Source organism: Pseudoalteromonas sp. UBA6610 (assembly GCF_002433295.1).
GTDB lineage: Bacteria > Pseudomonadota > Gammaproteobacteria > Enterobacterales > Alteromonadaceae > Pseudoalteromonas > Pseudoalteromonas atlantica.
Genome location: NZ_DJHW01000061.1, coordinates 1 through 26,754, shown reverse-complemented (window position 1 = coordinate 26,754; position 26,754 = coordinate 1). Strand labels below are relative to the sequence as shown.

Sequence of the window (26,754 nt, the reverse complement as noted above, 5' to 3'; positions counted from 1 at the left end):
TAATCCTATTGCACGGTTATTATTATTATCTAAAATCAAGATCATAGTTAGCGAGCCATAATTTCACTAATTTATTTTATTAGCTAAATTGTAAGCGAGATCTGAATGGATGCAAGTAATAGCGGCGGTTTTTTGACATAAACGTCAAAAAATAGACGGATTAGTAAAATCAATCATACTTAAGAATTAATCATTAAGTATCAGTTTATATAAACCCAATATAAAAACTTACTAAAATTTTAAAGGACAAATTACCCAATATACAAAATATATAAGCTATTATTTACTTAAGTTGAAAGCAGCAGTGCCGATAACTATACGATAGTAAAACGTTTGGCATTAATATTGCTTTTGTTTTGATATTGGTTTTACATAATTTTAGTAGTTAAATTTTAGGATTTTCCCATGGCACATGTCTCACTGAAAAAATACAGTCAAGTTCGTGCAAGTAACATTGCAGAAATGGCCCCGTATGAACAAATAAACCTTATTTTTAGTAACATTATTGGTCGCTTAGCTGCTACTAAGGGTTTTATTGAACGCAAAGAAATAGAAAAGAAAGGCGAAAATCTCTCAGCATGCATTTTACTACTAGGTGCACTGCAAGATGCACTTAACTTAGAGGTAGAGCAAGATCCTAGTATTTCTGATAATTTATTGGCGTTATACGCTTACTGCCAACGTAAGTTAACTCAAGCTAATATAAATAATGATATTGAAGCAGTTGTTGAAGTTTCAAGCATCATTAAAGAAATAAAAGAAGGCTGGGATAGTATTCCAGCAGATCAACGCAGCCCTGCGGTATAAGGCTATGGGTCAAAGCCTTTCAGCTAAAGCAAAGCATATTAATGAGCTGCTTAATAATATTGAAGCATTAGTACAAAGCAATAAAGCTGATGAAGCTAAACCTAGTATGGATACTTTAAATATTGAGCTTAAAAACTGGTGCGAAAGTGATGCCCCGCCAAAAGCTCAAGAATTAGAGACTATTCAAGCTGCTATTAACACTATAAGCAAGCAAGCAATGGCTAAAAAGAACGAATCATCAAAAGCTATAATCAAGCAAAAAAAAACGGGGAAAGCTATCTCTGCCTATAAGTCAGTTTGATTAAATATCGACAGCTCTATTTAAACTTAATTAAGCATTAAAAAAACCGTTTACAAAACGGTTTTTTTTAATATAGGCACTAACAAATTTTACTGGTTATGAATTGTTACTCACCACGCCAGGCATATTTTCAAGCTGTGCTTGCACATAACTACTTGTAGAGTTGAGGCTCGCTACCAGTAAATCCATGGCATTATATTGAGCATATAACCTGTCTGATAACGACTCCATCTTGCTGGCAAGGCTAAGTCGTTGGTCATCGATATCTTCTAGTTGATTTGTTTTACTGTCTATACGGTTTTGAATAATACCATCGGAATCTGTATAAAAGCTCATTAAGTCATCAAAAGACTGGGCAAAGCCGCCCTCATCTTCATCACTACCCACAAAAAACTGCTGTACTATATCTACATTAGAGTCTATTTGCTCGTTTAGTGTTTCAGTATTGAGTGATAAAACACCATAGCGGTCTGTTTCAACACCTAATTGTGAAAGTGATAATGAATTACCATCACCTAAATCGACCGACTCAGTTATTTCACTACGCAGTTTTGACATAACACCACGAAGTAGTGAATCTCCCGCCATTACACCAGCGCCACTTTCACCTGATGCACCTAAATTATTACTAAGCTCTAACAGTTCGTTGTAACTAGTGATAAAGCTATTTAAACCTGCTTGTATATTATTATTATTTTCAGTGACTGATATATCGCTCATATCATCGTCGGCATCATGCAATTTTTTTGCGGTGATATCCACGCCATCAATTACATTGCTAAATTCATTAGTATTGCTTGATACCGTTAATGTGCCATCAATCGTTATTTGTGCATTTTGTGCAGCGTTTACTTCTGTTAGGTTTGTAGTATGGTTTAGCGGGTCTGCGTCAGATACATCGTAAGCTAACCGTGAGAGCCCACCAGTGTCAGTATTATTACCATCGTCATCTTGTACGGTAATAGTAATTGCATTGTCTTCACCAGTTTCTTTACTAGTAAGTACTAAATGCTGGCCATCATCACTGGTTACTATAGTCGCCACAACCGAGTCATTACTATCGCTGCCCGTAAAGGGGCCGTTATTAATTTGGTCGCGTAAATCTTCTAAGGTATTAGTTGCAGACAGAACAGTGGAAAAACTGTTTTCACCAGAGCCAATTGTAATTACACCGGCGCCAATTGCCTCATCGGCAGCAAATGCAGGAGATGACAATTTATGAGCTTGCGCTAATGCATCAACTTTTACGTTATAGCTTCCTGGTTGGGCGTCTTCATCTGCACTAATTGATATAAAGTCATCATTACCAGACGTACTACGCTTTTGGTAGTTATCACTATCGCCTAATGCTTCCATAGCCGTTTGCACCTGCTCTAAAGCAGATTTTAATGCGCCTGCAGCTGATATATCTGTAGTTAATTTACTTTCAGTAGTATTTAAACGAGCCTCAGCAGGGGCCTGCTCAGCATTCACTAATGCATCAACAATGTCTGATACAGCTAAGCCAGAGCCCAAACCATTAAACGAAATAGACATACTTCACCTCTTTAAACACCTTAAAATAAGCTAACTCTAAATACACGAGTAACAATAGCCGCTAAACAGTTTGATCAATTAAAATACCCGCAGATTCAGAAAGCTTTGACACTAAGCTTAATACTTCTTCCGAAGGGTATTGCTTAATTACATCGCCACTGGTTTTATCGAGAATTTTAATAACGTCACGGCCTGAGTCTTCATCAACTTGAAATTGCAAACTACGACTCATCTCTCCCATAAACTCCTGCAATTGTTGCGCCACTTTTTCAAGCTGTTCACGCTCAAGTTGTTGGTTTTGTGAACTATTGCCCTCAGAGCTTTGCTGCGTATAGTGATTGTTTAACTGGTTTTGCGAGCCTTGTTCATCCGTTTTATTTACGTCATCAACAGCGCGCTGAGTCAATGTCGCTCCAGACTGCCCTACTTGTTTATCTTCACCAGTTAAAGATGTTGATGCTATCGTAACTTCTGCGTTTGAAGTAATGGTGTTCATAACGCCTCCTAAACTTTGCCGAACTTGTATAGTTATTAAACTAACAATAGCTTAATTTATACCCTTAAACCACAAAAGGAGGTAGCTAAAGCCACCTCCTTGTTTTAAAACTAATACTGACTTTATGTACTAGCTAGCTATTCATTAAGCTATAACGTTTAACTTATTAACCTAATAAGCTAAGTGCTGTTTGTGGTAACTGATTCGCTTGCGATAAAATTGACGTACCAGCTTGTTGCAAAATTTGGTTTTTAGTCATTTCTGCTGTTTCAGTTGCAAAATCTGTATCTTGAATACGGCTACGTGATGCAGATACATTTTCAGAGATGTTTGCAAGGTTACTAATAGTATGGTCAAAACGGTTTTGAATCGCACCTAAGTCAGCGCGTTGAGCGTCAATATTAGCTATTGCGTTATCGATTATAGCCAAAGCATCCTGAGAACCAGATTGCGTTCCAATATCTACCTCATCGATGCTAACAACTTCGCTTGTATAAGCAGTGTTAGCAGCTGTGGCCATTGTAGCTGCACTTGCTTCAATTTTGAACGACTCTGATGAGTTAAACTGTAAAGAACCCATTACACGCGCTGCGTTATCGCCATCCGATGTCACCGATGCCGTTACTGCTGGATTTGATGCATTCCCCTTGTAATCCAAACCATTTAAAGTTAAACCTGCGCCGGCAACTTGCGCCGAAGCATTATCGACAACGTCTAAATTCTCTATCGTTATGTCTTCACCTTTATCGTTTGATAAGATAAGTTCATTATTTTCTATAGAAGCGGAAACACCATGTTTAGCTGAATCTTTATTTATTGCTTGAGATAGAGCACTTAAATCATCAGAGACAGTACCGCTTGCAGTAAACGAAACAGCTGTAGATGTTCCACCAGCATTCAAGTCAAAACTCATAGTATCATCTGTTGATAAGCTACCAGCAAATGCAACTTTAGCCTGTGTTTTAGCCAATGCATCCACCCCAGTGCTGTCTGTTAAACCATTAATCTTCTCTGCTGCAGAGCGAGCACTTGAATTAGCATCAAGGGTAACTTCAACATCTTTACCATCGCGCCCTGTTATAGTGTACTTATCAGTTGCAGTAATAGCATTTGTGGGGAGTGTAGCTCCCGCTTCAGCTTGACCAAAACCGTTAGCCGCTGCTGATTGTAATGTTGTTTGGTTTGTGCCTATTTCATCTGCAGCAACGCTTGAAAGTGATAAATTAATTGTTTCATTTGCATTTGCACCCACTTGAAAAGCCTTTGTACCATAAGACCCATCTAATAGCTGCTGCCCACCAAACGAAGTAGTTTCCGCAATTCGTGTCAACTCTGTTTGTAATGCTGATACTTCTTTTTGAAGCGCTTCTCTATCATCAGCAGAGTTTGAACCATTTGCCGATTGCAGAGCAAGCTCACGCATACGCTGCAAAATATTAGTCGACTCTTGCATCGCACCTTCTGCAGTTTGCGCCATTGAGATACCGTCATTGGCGTTACGCTGGGCGACAGCTAAACCATTTATTTGTGAGGTTAAGCGATTTGAAATTTGTAGGCCGGCGGCATCATCTTTTGCGCTATTAATACGCATACCTGATGACAAACGCTCCATTGACGTTGCTAGGCCTTCGCCAGATTTTGTTAAGTTACGTTGTGCGTTCAGTGACGACACATTAGTATTTACTGTTAATGCCATTTTACCATCTCCTAGGTTTAAACAGAGTGTGGTTCAACACGTTTTAACAGGAACCACTATTAGATAATTTCTAATTATTAGAAAAGCATTTACTGTGCCAACTTTTAAATCAATATAAACCAATGTTTTTAAATGCTTTTTTATAAAATGTTATACATTAATAATTAAGTTATCTGTTTAGCTGGAGGGATGACAAATTATTGCCGCTTTTTTGAGGGAGGTTTTTGCCGCTTTGTATTCACTAAAGCGGCAAGGTATTTCTGCTTATAATCTGTTTATAAGTAATCAAATAAAGAAAGGTTTGTTAAACGGCCAAACGTAGCTTGTGACGCTTGCAGTGCGGTTTCTTGTTTAGTGAGTTCACTAATGGCTTCTGCCATATCTACTTCTACTAAATCAGAAAGGTTGCTTTTGTTTTGAATGTCTTGCGCAAGATTTGAGTCACTCACGCTATCAACCGCATTCATCCGCCCGCCTAAGCTAGCTTGCGTATACACAACTTGCTCACTTGCATTTTGAAGCTGTACTACACCATCGGCTAATACTTGCTGAAAATCATCGTTTTCAAGTGTGCCATCATTTAACCCCGTAATGAGCGATTGTAATGTATTAAGCACGTTTTCTTTGTGCGGCTTTTCGAGGGTAAAATCAAGCTGGCCTGGTGCTGCGCCTTCAAATTCGATTTTCATGCCTGCAAAATCGATTGGCTCATCCGTTACCTCACCTACTTGTGCGGGGCTCAGCGACACACCGTCGCGCAAAATTTCATAAGTATCAGGGTCGTTGGCGGTAGCGCCTGGTGTTATTACCACATTATACGTGTTCGCTGTTGCCGCTGCGGTTGGATCAGCATTGTAGTTATCTTGATGGAAACGGTCGAACTCTGTTTGGCCATCTACATAAACCGTGCCTGCTGCAATATTATTTGCAGGTGTAGTTACCGGGATCGCAGCTTGATTATCAGTAACATCAAGTCGTGCGTCGCTTTTCTCAAACGTATCAAAACCGTTATCGCTTGATTTAATACTTACCCCTTCAGCAATGGTTATAACATGCTGGCCTTGATCCCCGTTATAGGTGTACTCACCTGTTGTAGAGTCAAACTGGTATGGTTGAGTGCTGTCTTGGTAGCCTGAAAAAATAAACTTACCGTCTTCTGAGCGGGTATTCATTAAATTGACGAGTGTTTTTTGTATTTCACTCAGCTCAGCCGCGATAGACTCTAAATCATCTTGAGTATAAGCACCATTGCCCGCTTGAATAGCCAGCTCTTGGGCTTGCTGAATATTAGTATTTATACTTTGTAAAATGGTTTCTTCAGTTTCTAGGCGGCCATTTAACTGGTCAATATTTTTAGCGTGCTGCTCATTTGTTTGTATTTTATTTGAGTAAAGCATCCCTTGCGAAATAGCAGCAGGTGCTTCTGAGGTAGTTAAATACTTCTGCCCTGTTGTTACTTGCTCTTGTGCATTAGCAACACTTTGTTGGCTATCGAGTATTTTATTAATGTTGTTTTGGTACATTAAGTTATTTGATAAACGCATAATTACCTCGCTGCACTTAATAAGGTGTCAAAAATTTCTTGAGCTGCAGCCAACACTTGAGCTGATGCTGAATATGATTGCTGAAAACGCAGTAAATTGGCAGCCTCTTCATCTAGGTTTACACCTGAGAGCGACTCATACCACGCTTCTGATTGCTGGGCTAACGCATCAAATGCGCTGGCACTGGTAATGGCTTGGCCAGTGACTACGCCAATATCACTCACTAACCCTGAATAGGCTTGGTTAAACGTGTCATGATTGTCGGCAGCGGCTGTTGTCACTACATTTTTACGCACTAATTCGCCATTTTGTAAATCAGCGAGTTTTAAACCATTACGGTTATCATCAAAGCCGCCTTCGTTAAATTCAAGGGTAAAAGTGTCTCCAGTAGCTGGCGTGCCTTCAATATCAAAATCAAAGCCATAGTTGCTATAAGGTACGCCAGCCTGAGCCAGTACGCCCTCTGCTGGAGGCGTTACTGTAAACGTAGAGGTGCCATTTGCATCTGTAATTTGATATTCGTTTGCAGTGCCTGTTTTAACTAACGTGATATCGCCATTGGCTAAACCAGGGGTAGTGTTAAAGCCACCCGAGGTAACACTTGTTACTTCTCCGGCTGAAATAGTCGCTGTACCTACATTATCTATGCTGTTAGCTGTACGAATAGGCGATGCCAGTGCTAAGTCTTCACCGCGGCTTGTCGCAAGGGAAATACTGGTTGCCGCCTCTGAGTTAAGTTTAATTTGAAATTTATCCCCGATATTACCTGTACCTGCTACATCAATTTGTAAACCAAACGACTCCCCACTCGTAATATCATCTGAGTCGATAACACCTGATGGCGGTATCGCCGCTAAAGAGGCGCTGCCTATCGGCTCCCCTTTATTATCTATAGGCTGAATGCTCACTTCATTTGCATTAGCGGTATAAGTAACAATAAAGTCGCTGGCAGGCAGTTCACTGCCTTTACCAGCCTCAAGCGTGGCAGTTAAACTGGCGCCGCCGGTATTAGCTTGGTATGCATAAGCACCCACGGTAGGTATATTAAATATATCACCGCCTAGCTCGCCGTTAGCATCCATACCCAATTTATTTTGCTCGTTGAACGCATCTGCAATGGCCAATCCCATTTGGCCAATTTGGTTTTGTGCAGGCACGAGTATGTCGTCTCTAAAAGCCAACAAGCCGCCAATTTTGCCTTTTAATTTAGTTGCATCTATTTCTAGCGGCACAGCTTTGCCGCCGTTAACGTCAAGCGTCAATTCTTTAAAATTAGGATCGGGGTCGCCCGACAGTGAAAACAAGTTAAATGTACCGTTTTCCATAACTAAAGATTCACCGCTGCCCATAAAGACGAGTTTTTCGCCATTAGGGCCATCAAGTGTTTCTATATCAACAAGCTCTGATAATTCACGAATCGCTAAGTCGCGCTGGTTATAAATAGAGCTTGCGTCAGAGGCGTTATTTGTGCCATTTACGACTGCAATTTCTTGGTTTAACGTATTTATATTTTGGATAAGTGAGTTGGCTTCTTCAGAAAAAATCTCAAGCTGCTCATTTACTATACCTTGTTGCTCAAGCACGATACCCGAAAGCCTATCCATTTGATCAACTAAACTTTGCGCATCGGTCATTACTAATGAGCGAGCAACTGTTGAAGACGGCTGGTTTAGCGCCTCTTGCACGTTATTAAATAATGAATTTATACCCGTTGATAAGTTATTAGACTCTTCTGAAAAAATAGTATCAACACGGTTGGCTTCTGTTACAAATTGATCAAAAAACGATTTATTTGACGTGTCGCGGTTTAACTGCGACTGGGCAAACTCGTTCAATAACCTGTATGTTTCGCCGCGACCTACTTGGTTATCAACCATCGTGGTAAATTCAGTGCGCTCACGTACGTAGCCTTCTGTATTTACATTGGTGATGTTTTTACTGGTCGTTTGCAACAGCTCAGAGCTTGAACGCACCCCAGCACTGGCAATATTTAATAAACTAAACGACATATTACTTCACTCCTTGGGTAAACGCGCTTGTTGCAATATTTTTAAGCTCACTGCTATTTAGCACTTTTTTTATTTTACTCGCGTAATTAGGATCGGTTGCATAGCCTGCTTTTTGTAGCGAATCTAAAAATTCGTTTGGCTGTGCTGTTTTTTGTAATGCTTCTTCGTAGCGTGGGTTTTGCGTTAAAAAATCGACAAAGTCGTTCACGCTTTCTTTTATAGAATCGTAAGCTCTAAAACTTGCTTGCTTTTTAACAGGGGTACCTTGCTCAAATTCAAGCGTTACTTTACTTGCTTTATCGCCTTCCCAGCTTTTATCTGATTTAATATTGAACAGGTTATTTGAGCTATTCCCGTCGCTTTTATTAATAATATGCTTACCCCAACCCGTCTCAAGTGCCGCTTGGGCCACCATTACTGCAGGGTTTAAACCAATTTTTTCGGCCGCTGTTTTAGCATGCTCCCACACTGCACTAACAAACTCTTCAGCATTATCAAATGACGACTGCTGTGTAGGCTGTGTTGTGGTTTTAGTTTGTGTTGCCGCACTGCTGACTACTAAGTCATCTTTATTTGCTTGCTTTTCACTGTGCACCTTTTCGTGCGGCAGTTCAGAGCCTGCGCGTTTATCACTCATAAAGTCGTTAGTAGTTCTTAATACGGAGCCAGGCATAAAGTTCTCAGCCTCTGGTGAGAGCTGCTGAACAATTAAATCAGCCAAACCTAAAGACCCATTTGATGAAAGCTCAGAAGAGAGCTGCTGATCGTGCATTTCTTCAAAAAACTTTACGCTGCTAGAGTTAAACGGACTGTCTTCATCTTCAAATGCTTCGTTGGCTTTACGCATCCCTTTTAGAAGCATTTGGGTAAAAATAGCTTCAAATTGTGCCGCTGCTTTTTTTAGCGCCGCTTTAGAGGCATCAGTAGATGCATCACCGCTGTTTAAAGCGTCTTGACGTAAAGTATTAAGATTACTTAAATCAAAAAAGTTTTGCTTATCGAGGTGATTTGTTTCCATCAGCTTTTTGACACAAAAATGAATAATGCTTTAAGAAATGCAAAAATTGAGCCAAAGAAAGGTAAACAGTAAAAAGCTTAAGTACCTTTTGAGTACTTAAGATTTATTTGGAAGGGTAAACATTCTTAAAAACAATTAAATAACAACAAGCTGTCCGTTAATTGCACCCGCTTCTTTAAGCGCTTCTAAAATAGCCATTAGGTCTCCAGGTGCTGCGCCTACTTCATTTATAGCACGCACTAAGTCATCTAAGCTAACGCCGGGGTTAAATACAAACGCACGAGAATCATCTTGATTAACGTCAATAATACTTTGCTGTGTAACAACGGTTTCGCCTTCTGCTAACGGATTAGGCTGCGTTACATTTTGCTGTTCAGCAATTGTGACTGTTAGGCCGCCATGGGTTATTGCCGCAGGCTGGAGCTTCACATTTTTGCCAATGACAATCGTTCCCGTACGTGAATTAACAATAATCTTGGCTGAGGTATCAGCAGGCTTAAACTCTAGGTTTTCAAGCGTTGATAAATAAGACACTCGTTGCGATGCATCACGTGGCGCAATAACGCGTACTGAGGCAGCGTCAATAGCTTGTGCACTATTAGGGCCTACCAAATTGTTAATTGTTGCTTCTAAACGTTTTGCCGTTGTAAAGTCAGGGCGGTTTAAGTTAAAAGTAATGTAGTCGCCTTGCATAAAAGGGCTTTTAACTTCGCGCTCAACAGTGGCTCCATTAGGTACGCGGCCAACTGTCGGGGTGTTAATGACCACTTTACTGCCATCTAGCCCTTGTGCTCCTAAACCACCCACAATTAGGCTACCTTGTGCTATGGCGTATACGTTTCCATCCACCCCTTTTAAGAAAGTTTGTAACAAGGTGCCGCCACGTAAACTGCCTGCACTGCCAATAGAAGATACCGTAATATCAATTGTTTGACCCGGCTTTCTAAACGGCGGAAGCTCAGCGTGGACTGCCACTGCTGCTACGTTTTTAATTTTAGGGCTTTGTGTTGAAGGCAGCGTAATACCAAAACTGTTTAGCATGCCTCTAAAACTTTGTTGTGTGTAAGAGTTTTGCTCCCCTGTACCAGGTAGCCCCACCACTAAACCATAGCCTACCAATTGGTTGGCACGTACACCTTCAACCATAGAGACATCTTTTATACGCTCGGCGCTGGCAGAAAATTGCCAGCCTAGCAGTATGATCAAAATAAACGCTTTAATGCTATTCATACTACTATCCTCTAAAACGGAAATAACGAGCTACTAAAGAAACGTGTTAACCACCCTGGGCTTTGCGCTTCTTGTGTTTGTCCTTTACCTGAATATTGAATTCGGGCATTGGCAATTCTATTCGACTCAACCGTGTTATCGGCGCTTACATCTTGCGGACGTACAAGGCCTTCGAGCCTAATAAACTCTTCGCCGGTGTTAAGTGTTAGCCATTTTTCACCACGAATAACTAAGTTACCATTGGGTAAAACACGCATAACATTCACCGAGATGTCGCCCACTAAGCTGTTTGACTGATTTGATTTAGAGTCACCGGTAAATGATGAATCACTACCAATGCCAAACTGAATACTGTCGCCACCTATATTGACTGGTAAACCACCTAACCCAATAACGGGGTCTAGGCTGGCTTCGGTTTCTTTATCGGTTTCGGTTTTAGCGGCTTTTGTAGCTTGTGTTGACTCTTCAAGCTTAACGGTAATTATATCGCCGGTTCTAAGTGCTTTTTTGTCTGAATACAAATCATTAAATGTATTGGTGTTAAACAACGAACCCGTTGCAACAACAGGCTCTGCTACAGGCTCTGGGTACATGGGTGCGTAGTAGGGGTCATCTTGAACCACTTCACTATTTTGCGTAGAAACACAGCCACTTAAAAATAAGGTGCCTGCTGCAAATAAAATAACATTACGCATAACTATCCCCTTGTGCACGGTTATAACTGTTGATTGATGTAGCTCATCATTTCGTCAACGGCCGAGATTACTTTTGAGTTCATTTCGTAAACACGTTGAGTTTCGATAAGGTTAACCAATTCTTCCGTTACATTAACGTTTGATGTTTCAAGCGAGCCTTGAATAATAGTTCCTAAGCCTTCTACGCCTGGATTACCTTGAACAGGCGCCCCACTAACTGCGGTTTCGGTGTAAAGGTTTTGACCAATTGGCTCAAGACCCGATGGATTAATAAAGTCACTTATTGTTAGCTGGCCAATCACCACGTTATCGGCTTGCCCTGCAACGCGTACAGATACTTCACCATCTTGAGAAACTGTAATTGATTGCGCATCATCGGGAACATTCATTTCGGGCTGAACAACAAAACCTGCACCTGAGGTAACAATGCGGCCGTCTTCATCGGTAGTAAATTGCCCATTACGCGAATACGCAATATTGCCATCGGGTTGCAGCACTTCAAAAAAACCTTCGCCTGAAATCATCCAATCGAGTGAGTTTTCGGTGGTGAGCATATTACCTTGCGTAAACTCTTTTTGGTTAGCAACCACTTTTGCACCCGCACCTAGCATTAGGCCAGATGGCAGCTCGGTATCTTGTGATGAGCGCCCGCCAGGTTGGTTGATGTTTTGATACAATAAATCTTCAAAAATAGCGCGGCTTTTTTTGTAACCTACGGTACTGGCATTCGCCAAGTTATTTGAAATAACTGAAATATCAGTTTGTTGAGCGTCTAGCCCTGTTTTACTTATCCACAATGCAGGATTCATAAGTATGCCCTCATTTTAAAGTTAAACTATGCGCATCAACTGATCTTGACGTTCGTCAATCTCTTCAGCTGTTTTCATTAGTTTTACTTGTAACTCAAATTGACGTTGGTGGTTGATCATATCGACCATTTCGTGAACTGGATTAACGTTAGACATTTCCAGTGCACCACTTAACACTTTTACATTTGCAGAGGTATCGACGGTTTGCCCTGGTACAGGTCTAAATAAACCATCGTTGCCTTTTTCAAGCTCTCTGCTGTTTCCTTCAACAACGCGCAGCGTGTCTACTTCTTCTAAAAAATTTGCAGGCGCGCCTTGGGGGCGAACCTGTATGGCACCATCTTCACTAAAACTTATTTTTTCAATAGGAACCGGTAAAATTACGGGGCCACCTTCGCCAATAACTTGACGACCATGACTTGTTACCAACATACCTTGCGCAGTAATGTTTAGCGTGCCTACTTTTGTATATGCTTCGTTTCCTGAGTCATCTTGAACCGCAAGCCAGGCGTTATCGCTCATGGCAATATCTAAATCTCGCCCTGTTTCGATTATGCCGCCAGAGGTCATGTTAGAACCTGGTCGCTCTTGCATTGAAAACACTCGGGTAGGCAAGCCCTCGCCAAATGCTTGCATAGAGCGCGCTTGCGCAAAGTCAGCTTTAAAGCCTGTGGTGTTTGCGTTTGCCAAATTATTGGCTTTAAGTGCAAGCCCTTGTAGGCTTTGCTTAGCGCCAGAGGCTGCAATGTAGACCATTTTGTCCATAACATCGACTCACATAAAAAATCTCTGAGTTGATAAATGCAAAATAGATGCCAGATTAAATTTGACGCAATATTAGGAAGGTGGTGAGCGGTTCAGCTCCGCTAATTTTAGCCACACAGCTACAAAAAAGGCTGCAAAAATGCAGCCTTAGAATTTTAACCAAAAATAAGATTAACTTATCGAATCTGCAAAATACTTTGCTGAATCGTTGAGTTAACTTCAAGCGCTCGTGAGTTTGCTTGGTAGTTGCGTTGAGCGGTAATCAAATCAACTAATTCGTTTGTTAAGTTGGTATTTGATTGCTCAAGCGCAGATGAGTTAATACTACCAAAAGTACCCGAGCCTGCTTCACCGGCTACTGGCTCACCAGAGTCAATACTTTGCTTCCAACTGGTATCACCTACTTGTGATAAGCCTTGAGAGTTTGGAAAGCGTACCATAGCAACTTGGCCTAAGTAGGTTGAATCACCATTACTGTATGAGGCAACAATTTTACCATCTGTGCCAATATCAATACCCGCTAAACGACCCACTGTAGAGCCATCTTGGTCAAGTGCTTTTACTTCAAAACCACTTGAATACTGAGTTGGAATACGCCCTGCGGTATTGTTTTCATCACGCCAGTTTAGCTCAATACCTGTACTTGGGAATGTTGCGCCGTTATCAAGCATTGACGATAAACCAGTACCTGCACCTGCCGGTAAATTAATTTCATCAAACGTGGTGGCGTTAGTATTTGCTACACCATCTGTTGTGGCGGGTAAACCGCTAGAATCAAAACCAAGTGTGGTAATAGGTGTATATGGTGTAGTTGTTTGCTCTGCACCAGATGTACCGTCTACCACTTTACCATCAAGCGTAGCGTATACTTCCCAGCTATTGTCTGTACCACCTGCAGCTGCATCTTCTTCTTTTACAAAAAAGTATTGCAGAATATGTGGTTCACCTAATGAGTCGTAAACAGTAGTAGACGTCGACGAATTATAGGTACCGTTCGATGTCGGATCAAAATCGAGGCCTGTTGCATCAGCTGTTGCATCTAAGTTGAACGATAAAAATACGTTTTCGGTTGCGCGAGGCGAACCTGATGAGTCAGGAATTTGAATCGGGTTTGTAGTACTTAAACTAACCGATGTGGTATCACCTGATGACTCGTCTACTGGAAAAGCTTGTAAATAATTACCTTTGGCATCAACCATAAAGTTATCTTGGTTAAGCTTAAATGCACCTGCACGAGTGTAGGTTAAATCTTGCGACGAAATATCGTCGGTCATTGCAAAATACCCTTCGCCGGTAATCGCTAAGTCTAACGAGTTGTTAGTAAATTGCAGTGACCCTTGGTGGAATTGCTGTGCAACCATGGTTGTTTGCACACCATCACCGTTTTTAGTTTTACCTGCACTAAAAACAGATGCAGCGTATACATCGGCAAATTCAGCACGCGATTCTTTAAAACCGGTGGTGTTTACATTAGCAATATTGTTTGCTGTTACGTCTAAGTCTTTTTGAGCGGCAGCTAGGCCTGTAAGTGCGATATTAAAGCTCATAATTCACCTCTAACTTTGAATCTAATAGCCTGCTAGCAGGCGAAATACTTTTTAATTGGTTATGCGATCTCTGCGACATCAGTCAATCTAACCGCACCCTCTTTAGTGTTAATAATAATGCCACTAGAGCCATTGATATTAACGCTTTCAATGTTTTTGAATGTTGCCACCGGTAAGCTTGAAAACTCGCCGTTGGTACTGCCCTCTGCAGTAATGGTGTATTCACCCTCTGGTAGGCGCTCACCGGATTCATTATTACCATCCCAGCTAAAGCGCACTGCACCCGCTGCTTGCGAACCCATATCGATAGTTCTAACCAGTTGCCCAGAAGCATCTGTGACTTTAATTGTTAAATTATCAACGGCTTCTTCAGCAACCGCAGACCCTTTTGCCTCTCCGCTTTCGCCAAGCTCAAGCGTATTAGATTCTAAAAGCGCTTGCTTACCAACCAGCGTTGATGCTTGTAAGGCAGAGTTTGAGGTCATTGACGAGGCAAGTGACTCAAAATTTGTGTTTAAATCTGTGATGCCTTGCGCCATGGTAAAATTAGTCATTTGCGCAATCATCTGATCGTTATCAGCCGGATTACTCGGATCTTGATACGATAGCTGCTGAGTTAGCAACGAGAAAAAATCTTCCTGCGTTAATGCATCGCTCTCTTCAGTGGTTGTCGCTACTTGGGTCTCTTGCCAAGTTATAGAGTCCAAAAAAGATGAACTAGTACTAATATCGTTACTCATAACCTACCCTCGGTTATCGCTGCCCAAGTAACAGCGTTTTGCTTAACATTTGCTTAGCTGCATCGGCAACTTGCACGTTTGTTTGATAAGAGCGAGAAGCAGAGATCATATTTGCCATCTCCTCAACAACATTAACGTTGGGTTTATAGATATAGCCATTTTCATCCGCACTTGGGTGATTAGGGTTATATTCAATTTGTAGTGGTTTGTTACTCTCAACAATTCCCAGCACTTTAACACCAACAGCGGAGCCCTGAGGGTTGCTGTCTGAAGCAGACGCTTTCGTCAACTCGGCAGCAAATACAGGTTGGCGTGCTCGGTAAGTTTTGTCTTGGGATGAACTAATAGTATTAGCATTCGAAATATTACTCGCGGTGGTATTTAAGCGAACATTTTGCGCACTCATACCACTGCCTGAAATATCAAAAACGTTATATAAACTCATAATTATTATCCTTGACTTCCGAGCGCTTTATTCAGGCCCTTAAATTTACTACTTAAAAATTGCAGGCTTGCCTGATACTCCATCGCATTCTGTGTATACAAGTTTCGTTCCACCTGTATATCAACTGAGTTACCATCGCCTGTATCTCCTTGATTTGGAGTACGAAATAATTCAGAACCACCTACACTTCGAGTACCGCCAGCAATGTGTTTTTCATTGGTAGTAACCATGCTATTGCCGCTTTGCTGAGTTGACCTTGCCGCTTTTAATGCTGAGGCAAAGTCGATATCTTTTGCTTTATAGCCAGGCGTATCAGCATTCGCTATATTTGTGGCAAGTACTTCTGCCCGCTGTGAGCGGATCAACATTGCATGCGGGTGCACACCTAATGCTTTATCAAAACTGATAGCCATAACGTTCTCCAAAAAATTGACTTGCTTAAGTTAAAGCAATTTATAAGCCAGTAGTTTTTAGTTACGTTATTTTTTTATAGAGGGTTGTTATTAAATAAAAAACGACGCTAAGTACGTCGTTTTCTAATAACAAAGTGATAGGATTATTTTTTTTGGTAGATAATTCCTGGGTTACAACGAACCATATCAAACTCATTACTTAAGCCCGTCATCGACTCCGACGCACCTAAAAATAAATACCCTTTTGGGTTTAGTGCTTGGGCAAACTGACCAATTATTTTTGCTTTAACCTCTGGTGAAAAATATATAAGGACATTGCGGCAAAAAATAATATCAAACTTCCCCATTAAGGCGTAAGAATCAAGCAAGTTTAAATGTCTAAAGCTCACCTGTTTTCTAACTGAGTCGACAACTTTTGCCATGCCGTTGCCGCTATCCATAAAGTACTTTTTACGGCGCTCTGCAGATAGGCCTCGCGCTAATGCCAGCGCGTCATATTCGGCGTTTTTACACATATCGAGCATTGTGTTAGAAATATCAGTACCAATAATTTGTGCCCCCATACGCAACACGCCCGGTTGCTTGGCCTGAAACTCAGCAACAGACATGGCAATAGAGTATGGTTCTTGGCCTGAAGAGCTGGCCGCTGACCAAATTTTTAATGGTCGGCGGGCGTCTTTAAACTCTGGAAACAATTTATTTTTTAAAAGCTCAAATGGGTATTGATCCCTAAACCACAAGGTTTCGTTAGTGGTCATGGCATCAACTACAGCGGCTCTAAGTTGCCGCTCATGAGGGCCAAGCGTTTTACTCACTAATTGTGATAAAGATTCAACATTAAAACGAGCCATAAGTGGCGCAAGCCTACTTTTTACTAAATACTGCTTGTTTTCGCCAAGCACAATACCACATTGCTGCTCTAAAAATGAGCGAAACTGATCGTAGTCACTTTGCTGCAAATCTTTATTATTCAAATTAATAACACCTATTGTTGTTTAGTCGCAATGAACCCATTTTTTAACTGCTGTTGCCAATTCATCAGGGTTAAATTTTGCTATAAAGTCATCCGCGCCTACTTTTTCGATCATCGCCTGATTAAACACCCCACTCAAAGAAGTGTGTAAAATAACATGTAGAGGCGCTAATTTTGGATCTGCTTTAATTTCTGCTGTTAATGTATAGCCGTCCATTTCAGGCATTTCAACATCAGAGATAAGTAAACCTACACGCTCAGTAATATCATTTTTACAATCAAGCTCGGCTATTTCTTTAAGCCTAACTAAAGCCTCTTTACCATTTTTTGCAAGCTCAGTTTGCACGCCAAGTGGCTCAAGTGCTCTTTTTACTTGGTTACGTGCAACAGCTGAATCGTCGGCAATAAATACAATGCGCTCGCCTAAGTCTTTTTGTATTGCACTATCGGCGGCAAGGTCGGCACTAACCTCGGTATTTACTGGACAAATTTCGTTTAAGATTTTTTCTACATCGAGAATTTCGACCAATTCGTTTTCAATCTCGGTAACGGCAGTTAAATAAGAGTAACGCCCTGCTCCTGACGGAGGTGGCATTATTTTTTCCCAGTTCATATTAACGATTCGTTCAACGCCCCCAACTAAAAAGCCCTGCACTGAACGATTGTATTCTGCAATTATTATGAAGCTGTCTTTAACATTTTCAATAGGTCGGCCGCCTACGGCCATTGATAAGTCGATAACTGAAATAGTTTGACCACGAATATGAGCCACACCCCGAATGTATGCATTTGATTTAGGCATACTCGTTAAAGGAGGACATTGCAGTACTTCTCTTACTTTAAATACATTGATCCCAAAACGCTGACGCCCTCTGAGCTTAAATAATAGTAATTCTAGGCGGTTCTGCCCAACCAACTGGGTGCGTTGGTTTACTGAGTCTAAAATGCCTGCCATTCAAATCTCCTAAAGAAAACAAATAATGCGGAACGATAATTGCTTTCTGTTTATAAAGCTACATAACATCGCGGGAGCGTCTACTTTTTGACGCAAAATATTTATACCCTGTTTGAAACCATAAGCATAGTCGAAACATTATGAGTTTGTTAAAAAAAGTCAGAAGATACAGTGTTTTTTATTTTCTTGCTAGCCTCTGCTTAGCAACACCTTTGCATGCAAAAGTGTTTAGTAAAGATTTATTACAAGAAATAGCAATTTCTCATATTGCAGAGCAAGTTACCGTGCCACTTGAAAAAAATGTGGAGATTACCGCGCTTGCTCTCGATAGTCGCATTCCTGATAGAGTATGCGAAAACGAGCCAGAATTAGTCGTGCCAAATGAGCCGCCATTTACACGCCAGGTGACTGTTCAAATAAAATGTAACGATGCGCAAAGCTGGACTCAATATGTCCATGTAAGAATAGTTAAAATGTCGCCCGTTGTGGTTGCCACGGCAAATCTAGCCCGTGGTGAAGTTATTACTAAGTCTCATTTAAGCGTACAAATGAAGCCTTCGCAGTTTGTAAGGGTACAATATTTAGATGACCCTTTAATGCTTATTGGCAGCCGCAGTAAGCGAAATATAAGAAGCGGTATGCCGGTTTTGCTTAACCAAATTTGTATGGTTTGCAAAGGCGACGCTGTTAATATTTATGCGAGTATTAAAGGACTTAGAATAAAAACCACGGGGATAGCACTTGAAGATGGCACCCTTGGTGAGCAAGTACAGATCAAGAATAAAAAATCCGGTAAAATTTTGAATGCACGCGTAGATGGTGTAGAGTCTGTGCAAGTAAATATTTAATTTCGATTTATACTAAAGTATCCTATGTATATGCCGATAACTTGGCATAAGTTGGGTAATATACAGGTTTATTATTATGGTTAATCAAGTTAATGGCAGTAATCAACAAGCTAACGCGCTTACAAACGCTAAACAGCAACAAGTTGATATTAAAAAAGATAACGCTGCAAGTACACAAACAACACAGACTCCTTCGCCTAAAGCGGCGAGCGATTCAGTGAGCCTGACGCCACAAGCACAGCAGTTAAAAACACTGCAAGATAAAGCACAGCAATCATCTGGCTTTGATAGTGAAAAGGTCGCTGAGCTTAAAAAAGCGATTACAGAAGGTAAATACCAAATTGATGCTGAAAAGCTGACTAAAAACTTAGCTGATTTTGAGTTTAACGTATATGGCTGATCACAATAGTTTAATTAGCGTTAAATTAAATGAACAAGTTAAATGCTTGGATTCATTATATGCGTTATTAAACGAAGAGCTTAGTATTATTGCCTCTCGCAGAGGTGAAGGTTTAAAAGAACTTGCCCAACAAAAAATGTCTTTTTTAACTAAGCTTACGCAGCTCGATAAAGAGTTGAATAAACTTTTTGCTGCAAATGATGAAAATGCCCCTGAAGTGACTGAACGAGTAGCGCAAGTTAAAGCGCAGTTAGCGCAGTGCCAAAAACAAAATAAAGTAAACTCACATGCTGCCCGCCAAGCACACTTAAGTGTAAAACAATTAAAAGATATTTTAATTGGCGCCCCAACCAGTATGACTTACGACCAAGGCGGTAGTGTAGTTAATACCGACAGCAAGCTGGTTCGTAACCTAAAAGCTTAACTGCTTTTATCTATCCTAATTTATTAAAAAAGCCCTTATTGAAGTCTCAATATGGGCTTTTTTAGGTTTACTACTTAACACAAAATAATAACCACACTTTTGATTAAGTGAGTTTTAGAAACCCACTTCAGTTATTTAACTGGAGTGGGTTACTGATTTAAATATCTGTTTGGTTATTACCATTTTCAATTAAGTGTTTAATCATTTCCTCTGATTGATTTTGAACATCAACTGCTGGCGCTGCCTCATCAACACTTCCTCCACTTTGTGCAGGGCTATAAGCAATTGCAGAGCCTTCATCGTCAATCACAGTATTAAAAGCAACGAGTTGCTCGCTGTCTTCGTCAATAATTACATCATTGATATTAAGGGGCTCTGTAGAGCTCATTGACACCGTTTGCTCTGTACTCGATAAAGCACTTACATTACTTAAATTAACCGTTTCTCCTAAAGCATCGCTGGTTACTGCTTCATTTGGCATAGTAGCGCCTAATGCTGCTTCTTCGCTAAACGGCTCAGCGGCCCCTTCTAAGCCAAATGTTGTATCGGTGGCACTTGCACTGCTTCCTGCGCTAGCAAGTTGTGGGTCGTTTCCTTGGTCAATAATATTGTCATTAATATCCTTAATTAAATAATTACCGGCTTCATCAACTGTGATAAAGCGATAATCAGACCAAGAACCTAAATCAAGAACTGATAATAATGAACTCCAATTTCCATTCTCATCAGGTTGAATTTCCATAGCGCTTTCTAGCACATTTAAGTTTAGGTTTAACACCTCAAGGCCAAGTAAGTTTGCTCCTACAACATATACACTATTTCCTTCTTCTACTGTGCCTTCTGCAGTTAAACCTATTCCTAGTAAGCCCCAGTAATAGTTAGACACTTCGAAGTCTACAGGCGTTGAGTCAATCACTAACCCAGATAAGCTTCCACTTGAAGTAACATTTCCAGATTCATCAGTAGCGGTAGCCGTTACAGTGTATGCCCCATCGAGTAAAGCGTTGTCTGGTGATACGCTCCATACACCTGTCTCACCCGCTGTTGTATCCTTGGTTACAACAGTACCGCTTTCATCTATAAAGCTTACGGTAATATCTTCATTTGCTCCTGCGGTACCGGAGATCTTAGGTGTGCTATCGGCTGTTAATTCTAAACCAGAGTTAATTACTATGCCTGAATCAACTATGCTGCTTATAGATTGCTCGCCAATATTACCTGCATTATCAAGTACGCTTACATCAACACTGTAATTCCCTTCGCTAAGAGGCTGCGAAGCTGTAACACTCCACGACCCGTCTGTGTTTACTGTTGTTGAAACATTGTGTGTTTCACCTAGTGCGTCAGTAAACATCACCATAACTGCAGCTCCCGCAAAACTTCCGGTTACCGAGCCTGTAATAGTCGGTGTGGTATCTTGGCCTACTGCAATAGGGTCTATAAATACAATAGGTGCTGTGTAATCAGTACTTGAAACCATGGTATCGCTTGATGAGTTTCCTGCAGCATCACTCACTGTTGCAGTAGCACTAAAACCGCCTTCACTAAGCGGCGTAACAGCTGTGACTGACCAAGTTCCGTTACCTGCCACTTGCGCAGTTAATGTTTGCGAATCACTATTAGCATCAGTAAGTACTACGCTTATGGTTGTACCTGCCGGAGCATCACTTGTACCTGAGATGGTTGGCAGTGAGTTATTCGTAACTGCAAGTTCATTAATTTCAATTGTAGGCGGAGTTAAGTCAACTATGCCATTAAGACTTGTAGAGCTTGTAAGGTTTAAGTTTTCGACTGTCGCATCAACCGTAAATGCACCTTCAGCTAATGGAATGGTCGGTATTAATGTCCATACACCAGCAATAGCTTGAGTGTTATAGGTTGTTGCATTACCACTGCTATCTGTAATAACAACTTCTACATTACCGTTTATTACATCGGTAGTACCACTAATAGTAGGGGTTGTATCGCTTGTATCTATTATTGGGTTAATTAATAGACTCGGTAAAGTGGTGCTCACAACGCCCGTTTGCGTCACCGTTGCTATATTGCCTGCGTTATCAATACTAATAGCCTCGACGGTTAAATCGCCCTCAGCAAGTAAAGGTGTAACAACAAGCCACGTGCCATCTCCTAATACTGTTGTAGTAACTTCATAAAGTGTGTTTGTAGAGTCGGTAATATTAACAGTGATTAAGCTACCGGTTTCTTCGTCACTGGTGCCAGTAATAGTAGGCGTTAATGTATTAAGTACACCAAAAGCGTCTATTTCTAACGATGGCGGTATGGTATCAATCGTCACTTGCTCAGTAGCAGACTGGCCTAGATTACCCGCAGCATCAGTAATACTTGCAAATACACTATATATACCATCAGGTAGGCTCGTGGTTAATAACGACCACGTGCCATCGCTACCAACAAGGGCATCAAATACTGTTGCGTTGCCGTTACTATCTATCACAGTTACATCAATGTCTGTGCCCGGAGCCTCCTCTGAAGTACCAGAAATAGTTAGAATGTCAGTATTGCTGATGCTCAACGGTAAAATATCTACCACAGGCACTAACGTATCAACAACAAACTCGAGCGTTTGTGTTACTACATTGCCGGCATCATCAGTGATACTCACGTTGGCAACATGCTGCCCTTCAGTCAGCGCATCAACCTCCAGTGAAAATAGCCCTGCTGCATTCACTGTTGTTGTTAGTACTGAGCCTCCGTCCAGCTGAATCTCTACCACTCCATTAATTAAATCACTGGTCCCTTGAATAATTGGAGTAGAATCTGACGTTGTACCAATCACTTGCAAATTAAGCGTTGGCGAGATGGTATCTACTACACTGCTTAGCAGCTGTGTAGCTGTGATCCCGACTTCACTTAATACATTCACAGTTACAGTAAACACGCCCTCAGCAAGTGATTGAGGAACTTGTACAAGCCATGAATTATCTGCCTGCACTATGGCAACCAAATCTTGTGCTATGTTATCGCTATCTACCACTCTCACTAGCACTTCGGTGCCTGGGGCTTGGTCGGTCGTACCACTAATTACTGGTAAATCACCCTCGCCAGCTACAAAGTCAACTACCGCATTAAGTAACGGCGTTGAAGCATCTACATCTGCCGTCGTAATAGTGGTGGTGTTACCCGCTTCATCAGTTGCAGAGGCTTCAACAACTGATAAGCCAATAATATTAACCGCTAGGCCTAATAACACCCAGTCACCATTGGCATCAGTGGTTACATCGTAAGTTAAGTTAGCCAAATCACCTGCTAATTCTAAATTAACGGTAACTGTTTTACCTTCACCTAAATCGGAAGTACCAGATAAAGATACTAGCTGCCCTAATACGAACGAAGGCACAATAGTAAGCTCTGGCCCTACTGTATCTACTTCGCCACCTGTTTTACTATCAACAGAGGTATTTCCTGCGCTATCAGTAATCGTTGCCGAAACACTGTAAACCCCCTCCGCTAATACGTTGTCTGCAGCGGCTTGCCAGTCTCCATTAGCATCCGTTTGTACGGTAATTTGATGCGATGCGCCAGCTGAGTCGGTAAACGTAACGAAAACGTTTGTATTTGGCTCGTTTGATGTGCCACTAATTAATGGCGTGCTGTCTTGGGTAAGTATTAATGAACTTTGATCAATACTAATTTCTGGCGCAATTGTATCTATATTAGCGTTAGTGATATTGCTGCCTGTATTTCCGGCATTATCAGTAATAAATACTTCTACTGAATATGCCCCTTGCGAAAGACTATTGCTTGCCTCTACTGACCAAGTTCCACCGGCTTGCACCGTTGTATTGACAGTATGCGCATTACCTTGGAAGTCGGTAAATACCACAGCAACCACATCTCCTACGGCTGCACCTGTTACACTGCCAGAAACGCTAGGTGTTAAATCTGTACTACCTACAATATCGTTAATGCTAACCACTGGTGCGGTTATATCAACCACACCGGTAGTGCTAGTATTTACAGGGTTCCCCGCGGTATCACTTGTTGATGCAGTAACAGTATATGTGCCTTCGCTAAGCGATAAAGGAGCTGCAACTGACCATGTGCCATTTGCACCTACTGTGGCATTAACTGTTTGCTCTGCGCCTAAGCTATCTGTAATCAAAATAGCGACTATGGCGCCCTGTGGGGCTGTACTTGTACCTGAAATTGTAGGCGTTGTATCATTACTCGTTAGTAGCGGTGTAATATTCAATGCTGGGGCTGTTAAATCTATCAGCCCTGTATCTGTTGCACTGCTGGTTAAGCCACCTTCAGTCACACTGGCTGAAACAGTAAACGTGCCCTCAGGAAGGATATTTGCTGCATCTACACTCCATGTATTATCAGTTACAGTTGTTGTAACCGTATGCGAGACATTATTAACATCGGTAATAGTAACCGTAACTAACGTACCATTTGCAGCACTACTTGACCCAGAAAGCGTAGGTGTTTGATCGTTTGTATCAACAATGGTGTTTATATTAATGGTAGGTGCATTAGTATTAAGCGTGGCAGTAGCATTTGCTTCACTACTGTTACCTGCAGTATCAGTAATGCTTGCTGAAACTGTCACTTGTCCATCAGTTAATGGCGTGGTTACATCAACACTCCAGGCCCCGCCTGCCCCCACAGTCGTTGTGTAGGTATCAGTGCTATCACCATCAGTAATTGTGACATTAATTGTAGTACCTTCAACCTCATTAGATGTACCTGAAATAGTAGGCGTGCTGCTATTAATTGTACCTAATGCGTCAATGGTAATGGTTGGTGCTTGAGTATCAACAAGCCCTGTTCCAGTCGCTGAACCTGTATTATTAGCATCGTCGGTAATACTAACAACAACACTGTAATTTCCTTCAGGTAAATTAGGCGCTGTTGTTTGCCAATTACCATTTGCATCAACCGTAGCAGCTAACGTATGCGTATCACCATTACTATCTGTAATAACAATATCTACATTTGTGCCAGTAGGTTCACCAGATGTACCACTAATAACTGGCGTATCTGTGTTAAATACGGTTATGTCGTCCAATGCGACTATTGGTATCTGAGTATCAATTGTTAAGTCGATTGTTGTGTTAGTGATATTATTGGCGTCGTCAGCAACATTAATTTGCGCTGTATAGTTACCATCTGTAAGTGCAGTTGGTACCTCTACCTGCCAATTTCCATCAGCATCTACTACCGCAAAAAAGGTTTGGCCATCAATGCTAATTATTACATCAGCACCTATGGCATCACTGGTGCCTGATAGAGTTGGCGTTGTATCTGCTGTAGTGTCGATAGGATTAACGCTAAGAGTAGGTGCTATGCTGTCTATTTCACCTTGTGCTTGCTCAGTGGTTAAATTACCAACATCGTCTCTTACCTCTGCGGTAACAGTGTACTGCCCTTGTGCTAACTCGGTTGGCACTTCAACAGACCAACTTCCATTAGCTTGAACTATGGCCGTAAACTGCTGGCTTTGACCTGCACTATCTACAACGGTTAGTTCTACCTCGGTTCCTTGAACCATATCAGTAACACCAGAGATCACAGGCGTTGCATCATTCGATAATGCATCTACAGTAACGGTAAGCGCAGGTGCTTCATTATCAAAATTAAGTGAGTTGACGCTCGCAACATTGCCGGCTGCATCACTTGCAGTTGCAGTAACATACGCAAGACTAAGCAAAGGTACTGTTATGTTGGCAAGTCCCCATGTGCCATCAGCATTCGTGGTAGCAGTGTACGTTGCGCCCACTAAACCACCGACTAAATACTCGGTAATTGTGATCACTGACCCTTCTGGTAAATCAGAATCCCCAGAAAGAGAGACTAAATTGCCTAGGGCAAACGAAGGAATGATCTCTAAAGTCGGTGGAGTTACATCCACTTCACCGCTGTCTGTCCCTGTGCCCGTGTTACCCGCTGCATCCGTGATGCTGGCACTGACACTGTAGTTACCTTCGGCTAAATCCGTCGCTGGGGTGGCACTCCAATTACCATTGGCGTCGGTTTGTACATCAATAGTTTGTACGGCATTGGCTGCATCGGTAAAGGTTATCGTAACGGTGCTGTTTGGTGCATCACTGGTGCCCGTAACCGTTGGCGTGCTGTCGTTGGTGAGCGCTGGTGCATCCACACTCACACTTGGCGCGGTCGTATCGATGTTACCGCTGCCGGTGATATCAGTGCTGTTACCTGCATCATCGCTAATGCTGGCCTCAATGCTGTAAGGCCCTTCTGCAAGTGCCGTCGGTACTTCCACTGAGAAGTTGCCGCTCGCATCCACGGTGGTGGTAAAGGTTTGCTCTGCCCCTAAATCATCGATAACCGTAAAGGTGATCACGGTGCCTTCAACCGCATCACTGCTGCCGCTTAGGGTCGGTGTAACATCGTTACTTGAACCTGGGCTGGTTAAATCAAGCGTTGGCGCAATGGTATCAACCTCCCCTGCACCTGTGGCGGTCGCTGTGTTACCCGCTGCATCGCTTACGCTTGCACTTACGGTATAACTGCCTTCAGCAAGGGCTGTTGTAACCGGAACTGACCATGTACCACTTGCGCCCACTGTAGCGGTAATGGTTTGCGCTGCACCGGCGTTGTCTGTCACAATAATTGTGACTTCACTGCCTTGTGGCGCATCACTTGTGCCGGAGATCGTCGGTGTTGTGTCGTTGCTAACGCCGTTATCTGTAATAACAAGGCTCGGTGGGGTTAAATCAATCTCACCGGTTTCGCTCGCGCTGCCGATATTACCCAGACCATCGTCTACCTCGGCGGTTACCGTGTATTCACCTTGTGCTAATTCACTCGGTGCATCAACGCTCCATACGCCACCGGTTACGGTGGTGGTTGTGGTGGTTTCAGCGCCTGCACTGTCTACAAACGTTAAGCTAATGGTGGTGCCATCGGCTGCATCGCTTGTCCCATTAATGGTTGGCGTGGTGTCGTTGGTATCAACCAAGGTATTAATGCTAATGCTTGGCGCGGTGGTGTTCAGCGTGGCTGTTTCACTAACTGTGGTGGTGTTACCGGCGTTGTCGCTCACGCTGGCTTCAATGGTCAGCTCACCATCAACCAGTGCATTCGGCACATCCGCTGACCAGCTGCCACCC

The 26,754-nt window shown here is 41.9% G+C and carries 22 protein-coding genes; 5 read left to right on the top strand and 17 right to left on the bottom strand.

All coding sequences use genetic code 11. The features are described from left to right. Window positions 1–405 precede the first annotated feature (405 nt). The gene (gene fliS / locus B4F91_RS07900; protein WP_058548563.1) at window positions 406–807 is read left to right on the top strand and encodes a flagellar export chaperone FliS; all 402 of its coding nucleotides are present in this window, start codon (window positions 406–408) and stop codon (window positions 805–807) included. A gap of 4 nt (window positions 808–811) precedes the next feature. Then, on the top strand, window positions 812–1,108 hold the full coding sequence (locus B4F91_RS07895) for a hypothetical protein (protein ID WP_286938642.1): 297 nt from the start codon (window positions 812–814) through the stop codon (window positions 1,106–1,108). A gap of 96 nt (window positions 1,109–1,204) precedes the next feature. Here B4F91_RS07895 and fliD read toward each other — a convergent pair whose 3' ends face one another. The 16 genes from fliD to B4F91_RS07815 all read right to left on the bottom strand — a co-directional run bounded on the left by fliD (window position 1,205) and on the right by B4F91_RS07815 (window position 17,979). Beyond that, window positions 1,205–2,644: a flagellar filament capping protein FliD gene (fliD, locus tag B4F91_RS07890; protein WP_286938641.1), complete on the bottom strand. Its 1,440-nt coding sequence runs from the start codon at window positions 2,642–2,644 to the stop codon at window positions 1,205–1,207. Between the two features lie 61 nt (window positions 2,645–2,705). Beyond that, a complete protein-coding gene (locus tag B4F91_RS07885; protein WP_248450547.1) occupies window positions 2,706–3,140 on the bottom strand; it encodes a flagellar protein FlaG in 435 nt (144 codons plus the stop codon). 166 nt (window positions 3,141–3,306) lie between these two features. After that, window positions 3,307–4,836 carry a flagellin gene (locus B4F91_RS07880; protein WP_288635536.1) on the bottom strand — a complete coding sequence of 510 codons (1,530 nt, stop codon included), beginning with the start codon at window positions 4,834–4,836 and terminating at the stop codon, window positions 3,307–3,309. Window positions 4,837–5,111: 275 nt separating this feature from the next. Then, window positions 5,112–6,380: a flagellar hook-associated protein FlgL gene (flgL, locus tag B4F91_RS07875; RefSeq protein ID WP_286937313.1), complete on the bottom strand. Its 1,269-nt coding sequence runs from the start codon at window positions 6,378–6,380 to the stop codon at window positions 5,112–5,114. Window positions 6,381–6,382: 2 nt separating this feature from the next. After that, the gene (flgK, locus tag B4F91_RS07870) at window positions 6,383–8,389 is read right to left on the bottom strand and encodes a flagellar hook-associated protein FlgK (protein ID WP_286937312.1); all 2,007 of its coding nucleotides are present in this window, start codon (window positions 8,387–8,389) and stop codon (window positions 6,383–6,385) included. A 1-nt stretch (window position 8,390) separates the two neighbouring features. Next, window positions 8,391–9,407 carry a flagellar assembly peptidoglycan hydrolase FlgJ gene (flgJ, locus tag B4F91_RS07865; protein WP_286937310.1) on the bottom strand — a complete coding sequence of 339 codons (1,017 nt, stop codon included), beginning with the start codon at window positions 9,405–9,407 and terminating at the stop codon, window positions 8,391–8,393. 135 nt (window positions 9,408–9,542) lie between these two features. Next, complete coding sequence (locus B4F91_RS07860) at window positions 9,543–10,637, bottom strand: flagellar basal body P-ring protein FlgI (protein ID WP_004588022.1); 1,095 nt, start codon at window positions 10,635–10,637, stop codon at window positions 9,543–9,545. Between the two features lie 11 nt (window positions 10,638–10,648). Next, window positions 10,649–11,332, bottom strand: a complete 684-nt coding sequence (gene flgH / locus B4F91_RS07855; RefSeq protein ID WP_004588021.1) for a flagellar basal body L-ring protein FlgH — start codon at window positions 11,330–11,332, stop codon at window positions 10,649–10,651. Window positions 11,333–11,352: 20 nt separating this feature from the next. Then, on the bottom strand, window positions 11,353–12,141 hold the full coding sequence (gene flgG / locus B4F91_RS07850) for a flagellar basal-body rod protein FlgG (RefSeq protein WP_004588020.1): 789 nt from the start codon (window positions 12,139–12,141) through the stop codon (window positions 11,353–11,355). Between the two features lie 21 nt (window positions 12,142–12,162). Further along, window positions 12,163–12,906: a flagellar basal body rod protein FlgF gene (locus B4F91_RS07845; RefSeq protein WP_004588019.1), complete on the bottom strand. Its 744-nt coding sequence runs from the start codon at window positions 12,904–12,906 to the stop codon at window positions 12,163–12,165. Window positions 12,907–13,082: 176 nt separating this feature from the next. Further along, window positions 13,083–14,453, bottom strand: coding sequence for a flagellar hook protein FlgE (gene flgE, locus B4F91_RS07840; protein WP_004588018.1), 1,371 nt, complete (start codon window positions 14,451–14,453; stop codon window positions 13,083–13,085). 59 nt (window positions 14,454–14,512) lie between these two features. Then, window positions 14,513–15,193 (bottom strand): flagellar hook assembly protein FlgD, encoded by a 681-nt coding sequence (locus B4F91_RS07835; protein ID WP_004588017.1) that lies wholly within the window; start codon window positions 15,191–15,193, stop codon window positions 14,513–14,515. A gap of 13 nt (window positions 15,194–15,206) precedes the next feature. After that, the gene (gene flgC, locus B4F91_RS07830) at window positions 15,207–15,638 is read right to left on the bottom strand and encodes a flagellar basal body rod protein FlgC (protein WP_286937308.1); all 432 of its coding nucleotides are present in this window, start codon (window positions 15,636–15,638) and stop codon (window positions 15,207–15,209) included. Between the two features lie 5 nt (window positions 15,639–15,643). Further along, window positions 15,644–16,051 (bottom strand): flagellar basal body rod protein FlgB, encoded by a 408-nt coding sequence (gene flgB / locus B4F91_RS07825; RefSeq protein WP_029773927.1) that lies wholly within the window; start codon window positions 16,049–16,051, stop codon window positions 15,644–15,646. A gap of 143 nt (window positions 16,052–16,194) precedes the next feature. Then, on the bottom strand, window positions 16,195–17,025 hold the full coding sequence (locus B4F91_RS07820; protein ID WP_004588014.1) for a CheR family methyltransferase: 831 nt from the start codon (window positions 17,023–17,025) through the stop codon (window positions 16,195–16,197). A 21-nt stretch (window positions 17,026–17,046) separates the two neighbouring features. Then, complete coding sequence (locus tag B4F91_RS07815) at window positions 17,047–17,979, bottom strand: chemotaxis protein CheV (RefSeq protein ID WP_004588013.1); 933 nt, start codon at window positions 17,977–17,979, stop codon at window positions 17,047–17,049. Between the two features lie 140 nt (window positions 17,980–18,119). On the opposite strand from B4F91_RS07815, the gene flgA reads away from it, so the two are divergent. The 3 genes from flgA (at window position 18,120) to flgN (ending at window position 19,651) form a co-directional block, all read left to right on the top strand. Further along, a complete protein-coding gene (flgA, locus tag B4F91_RS07810) occupies window positions 18,120–18,827 on the top strand; it encodes a flagellar basal body P-ring formation chaperone FlgA (RefSeq protein ID WP_286937306.1) in 708 nt (235 codons plus the stop codon). A 76-nt stretch (window positions 18,828–18,903) separates the two neighbouring features. Then, window positions 18,904–19,227, top strand: a complete 324-nt coding sequence (gene flgM / locus B4F91_RS07805; RefSeq protein WP_004588011.1) for a flagellar biosynthesis anti-sigma factor FlgM — start codon at window positions 18,904–18,906, stop codon at window positions 19,225–19,227. After that, the gene (flgN, locus tag B4F91_RS07800) at window positions 19,220–19,651 is read left to right on the top strand and encodes a flagellar protein FlgN (protein WP_054982970.1); all 432 of its coding nucleotides are present in this window, start codon (window positions 19,220–19,222) and stop codon (window positions 19,649–19,651) included. The genes flgM and flgN overlap by 8 nt, the downstream gene beginning before the upstream one ends. A gap of 157 nt (window positions 19,652–19,808) precedes the next feature. Here flgN and B4F91_RS07795 read toward each other — a convergent pair whose 3' ends face one another. Further along, window positions 19,809–26,732 carry an Ig-like domain-containing protein gene (locus tag B4F91_RS07795; protein ID WP_288635534.1) on the bottom strand — a complete coding sequence of 2,308 codons (6,924 nt, stop codon included), beginning with the start codon at window positions 26,730–26,732 and terminating at the stop codon, window positions 19,809–19,811. Window positions 26,733–26,754 lie beyond the last annotated feature (22 nt).

Coding starts and splice junctions, on each gene's coding strand:
- flgB (WP_029773927.1), bottom strand. CDS start 16,051: ATGGCTATCAGTTTTGATAAAGCATTAGGTGTGCACCCGCATGCAATG.
- flgJ (WP_286937310.1), bottom strand. CDS start 9,407: ATGGAAACAAATCACCTCGATAAGCAAAACTTTTTTGATTTAAGTAAT.
- B4F91_RS07835 (WP_004588017.1), bottom strand. CDS start 15,193: ATGAGTAACGATATTAGTACTAGTTCATCTTTTTTGGACTCTATAACT.
- flgN (WP_054982970.1), top strand. CDS start 19,220: ATGGCTGATCACAATAGTTTAATTAGCGTTAAATTAAATGAACAAGTT.
- B4F91_RS07860 (WP_004588022.1), bottom strand. CDS start 10,637: ATGAATAGCATTAAAGCGTTTATTTTGATCATACTGCTAGGCTGGCAA.
- flgG (WP_004588020.1), bottom strand. CDS start 12,141: ATGAATCCTGCATTGTGGATAAGTAAAACAGGGCTAGACGCTCAACAA.
- flgL (WP_286937313.1), bottom strand. CDS start 6,380: ATGCGTTTATCAAATAACTTAATGTACCAAAACAACATTAATAAAATA.
- B4F91_RS07845 (WP_004588019.1), bottom strand. CDS start 12,906: ATGGACAAAATGGTCTACATTGCAGCCTCTGGCGCTAAGCAAAGCCTA.
- flgC (WP_286937308.1), bottom strand. CDS start 15,638: ATGAGTTTATATAACGTTTTTGATATTTCAGGCAGTGGTATGAGTGCG.
- flgE (WP_004588018.1), bottom strand. CDS start 14,453: ATGAGCTTTAATATCGCACTTACAGGCCTAGCTGCCGCTCAAAAAGAC.
- B4F91_RS07885 (WP_248450547.1), bottom strand. CDS start 3,140: ATGAACACCATTACTTCAAACGCAGAAGTTACGATAGCATCAACATCT.
- fliS (WP_058548563.1), top strand. CDS start 406: ATGGCACATGTCTCACTGAAAAAATACAGTCAAGTTCGTGCAAGTAAC.
- fliD (WP_286938641.1), bottom strand. CDS start 2,644: ATGTCTATTTCGTTTAATGGTTTGGGCTCTGGCTTAGCTGTATCAGAC.
- B4F91_RS07815 (WP_004588013.1), bottom strand. CDS start 17,979: ATGGCAGGCATTTTAGACTCAGTAAACCAACGCACCCAGTTGGTTGGG.
- flgM (WP_004588011.1), top strand. CDS start 18,904: ATGGTTAATCAAGTTAATGGCAGTAATCAACAAGCTAACGCGCTTACA.
- flgH (WP_004588021.1), bottom strand. CDS start 11,332: ATGCGTAATGTTATTTTATTTGCAGCAGGCACCTTATTTTTAAGTGGC.
- B4F91_RS07880 (WP_288635536.1), bottom strand. CDS start 4,836: ATGGCATTAACAGTAAATACTAATGTGTCGTCACTGAACGCACAACGT.
- B4F91_RS07895 (WP_286938642.1), top strand. CDS start 812: ATGGGTCAAAGCCTTTCAGCTAAAGCAAAGCATATTAATGAGCTGCTT.
- flgK (WP_286937312.1), bottom strand. CDS start 8,389: ATGTCGTTTAGTTTATTAAATATTGCCAGTGCTGGGGTGCGTTCAAGC.
- flgA (WP_286937306.1), top strand. CDS start 18,120: ATGAGTTTGTTAAAAAAAGTCAGAAGATACAGTGTTTTTTATTTTCTT.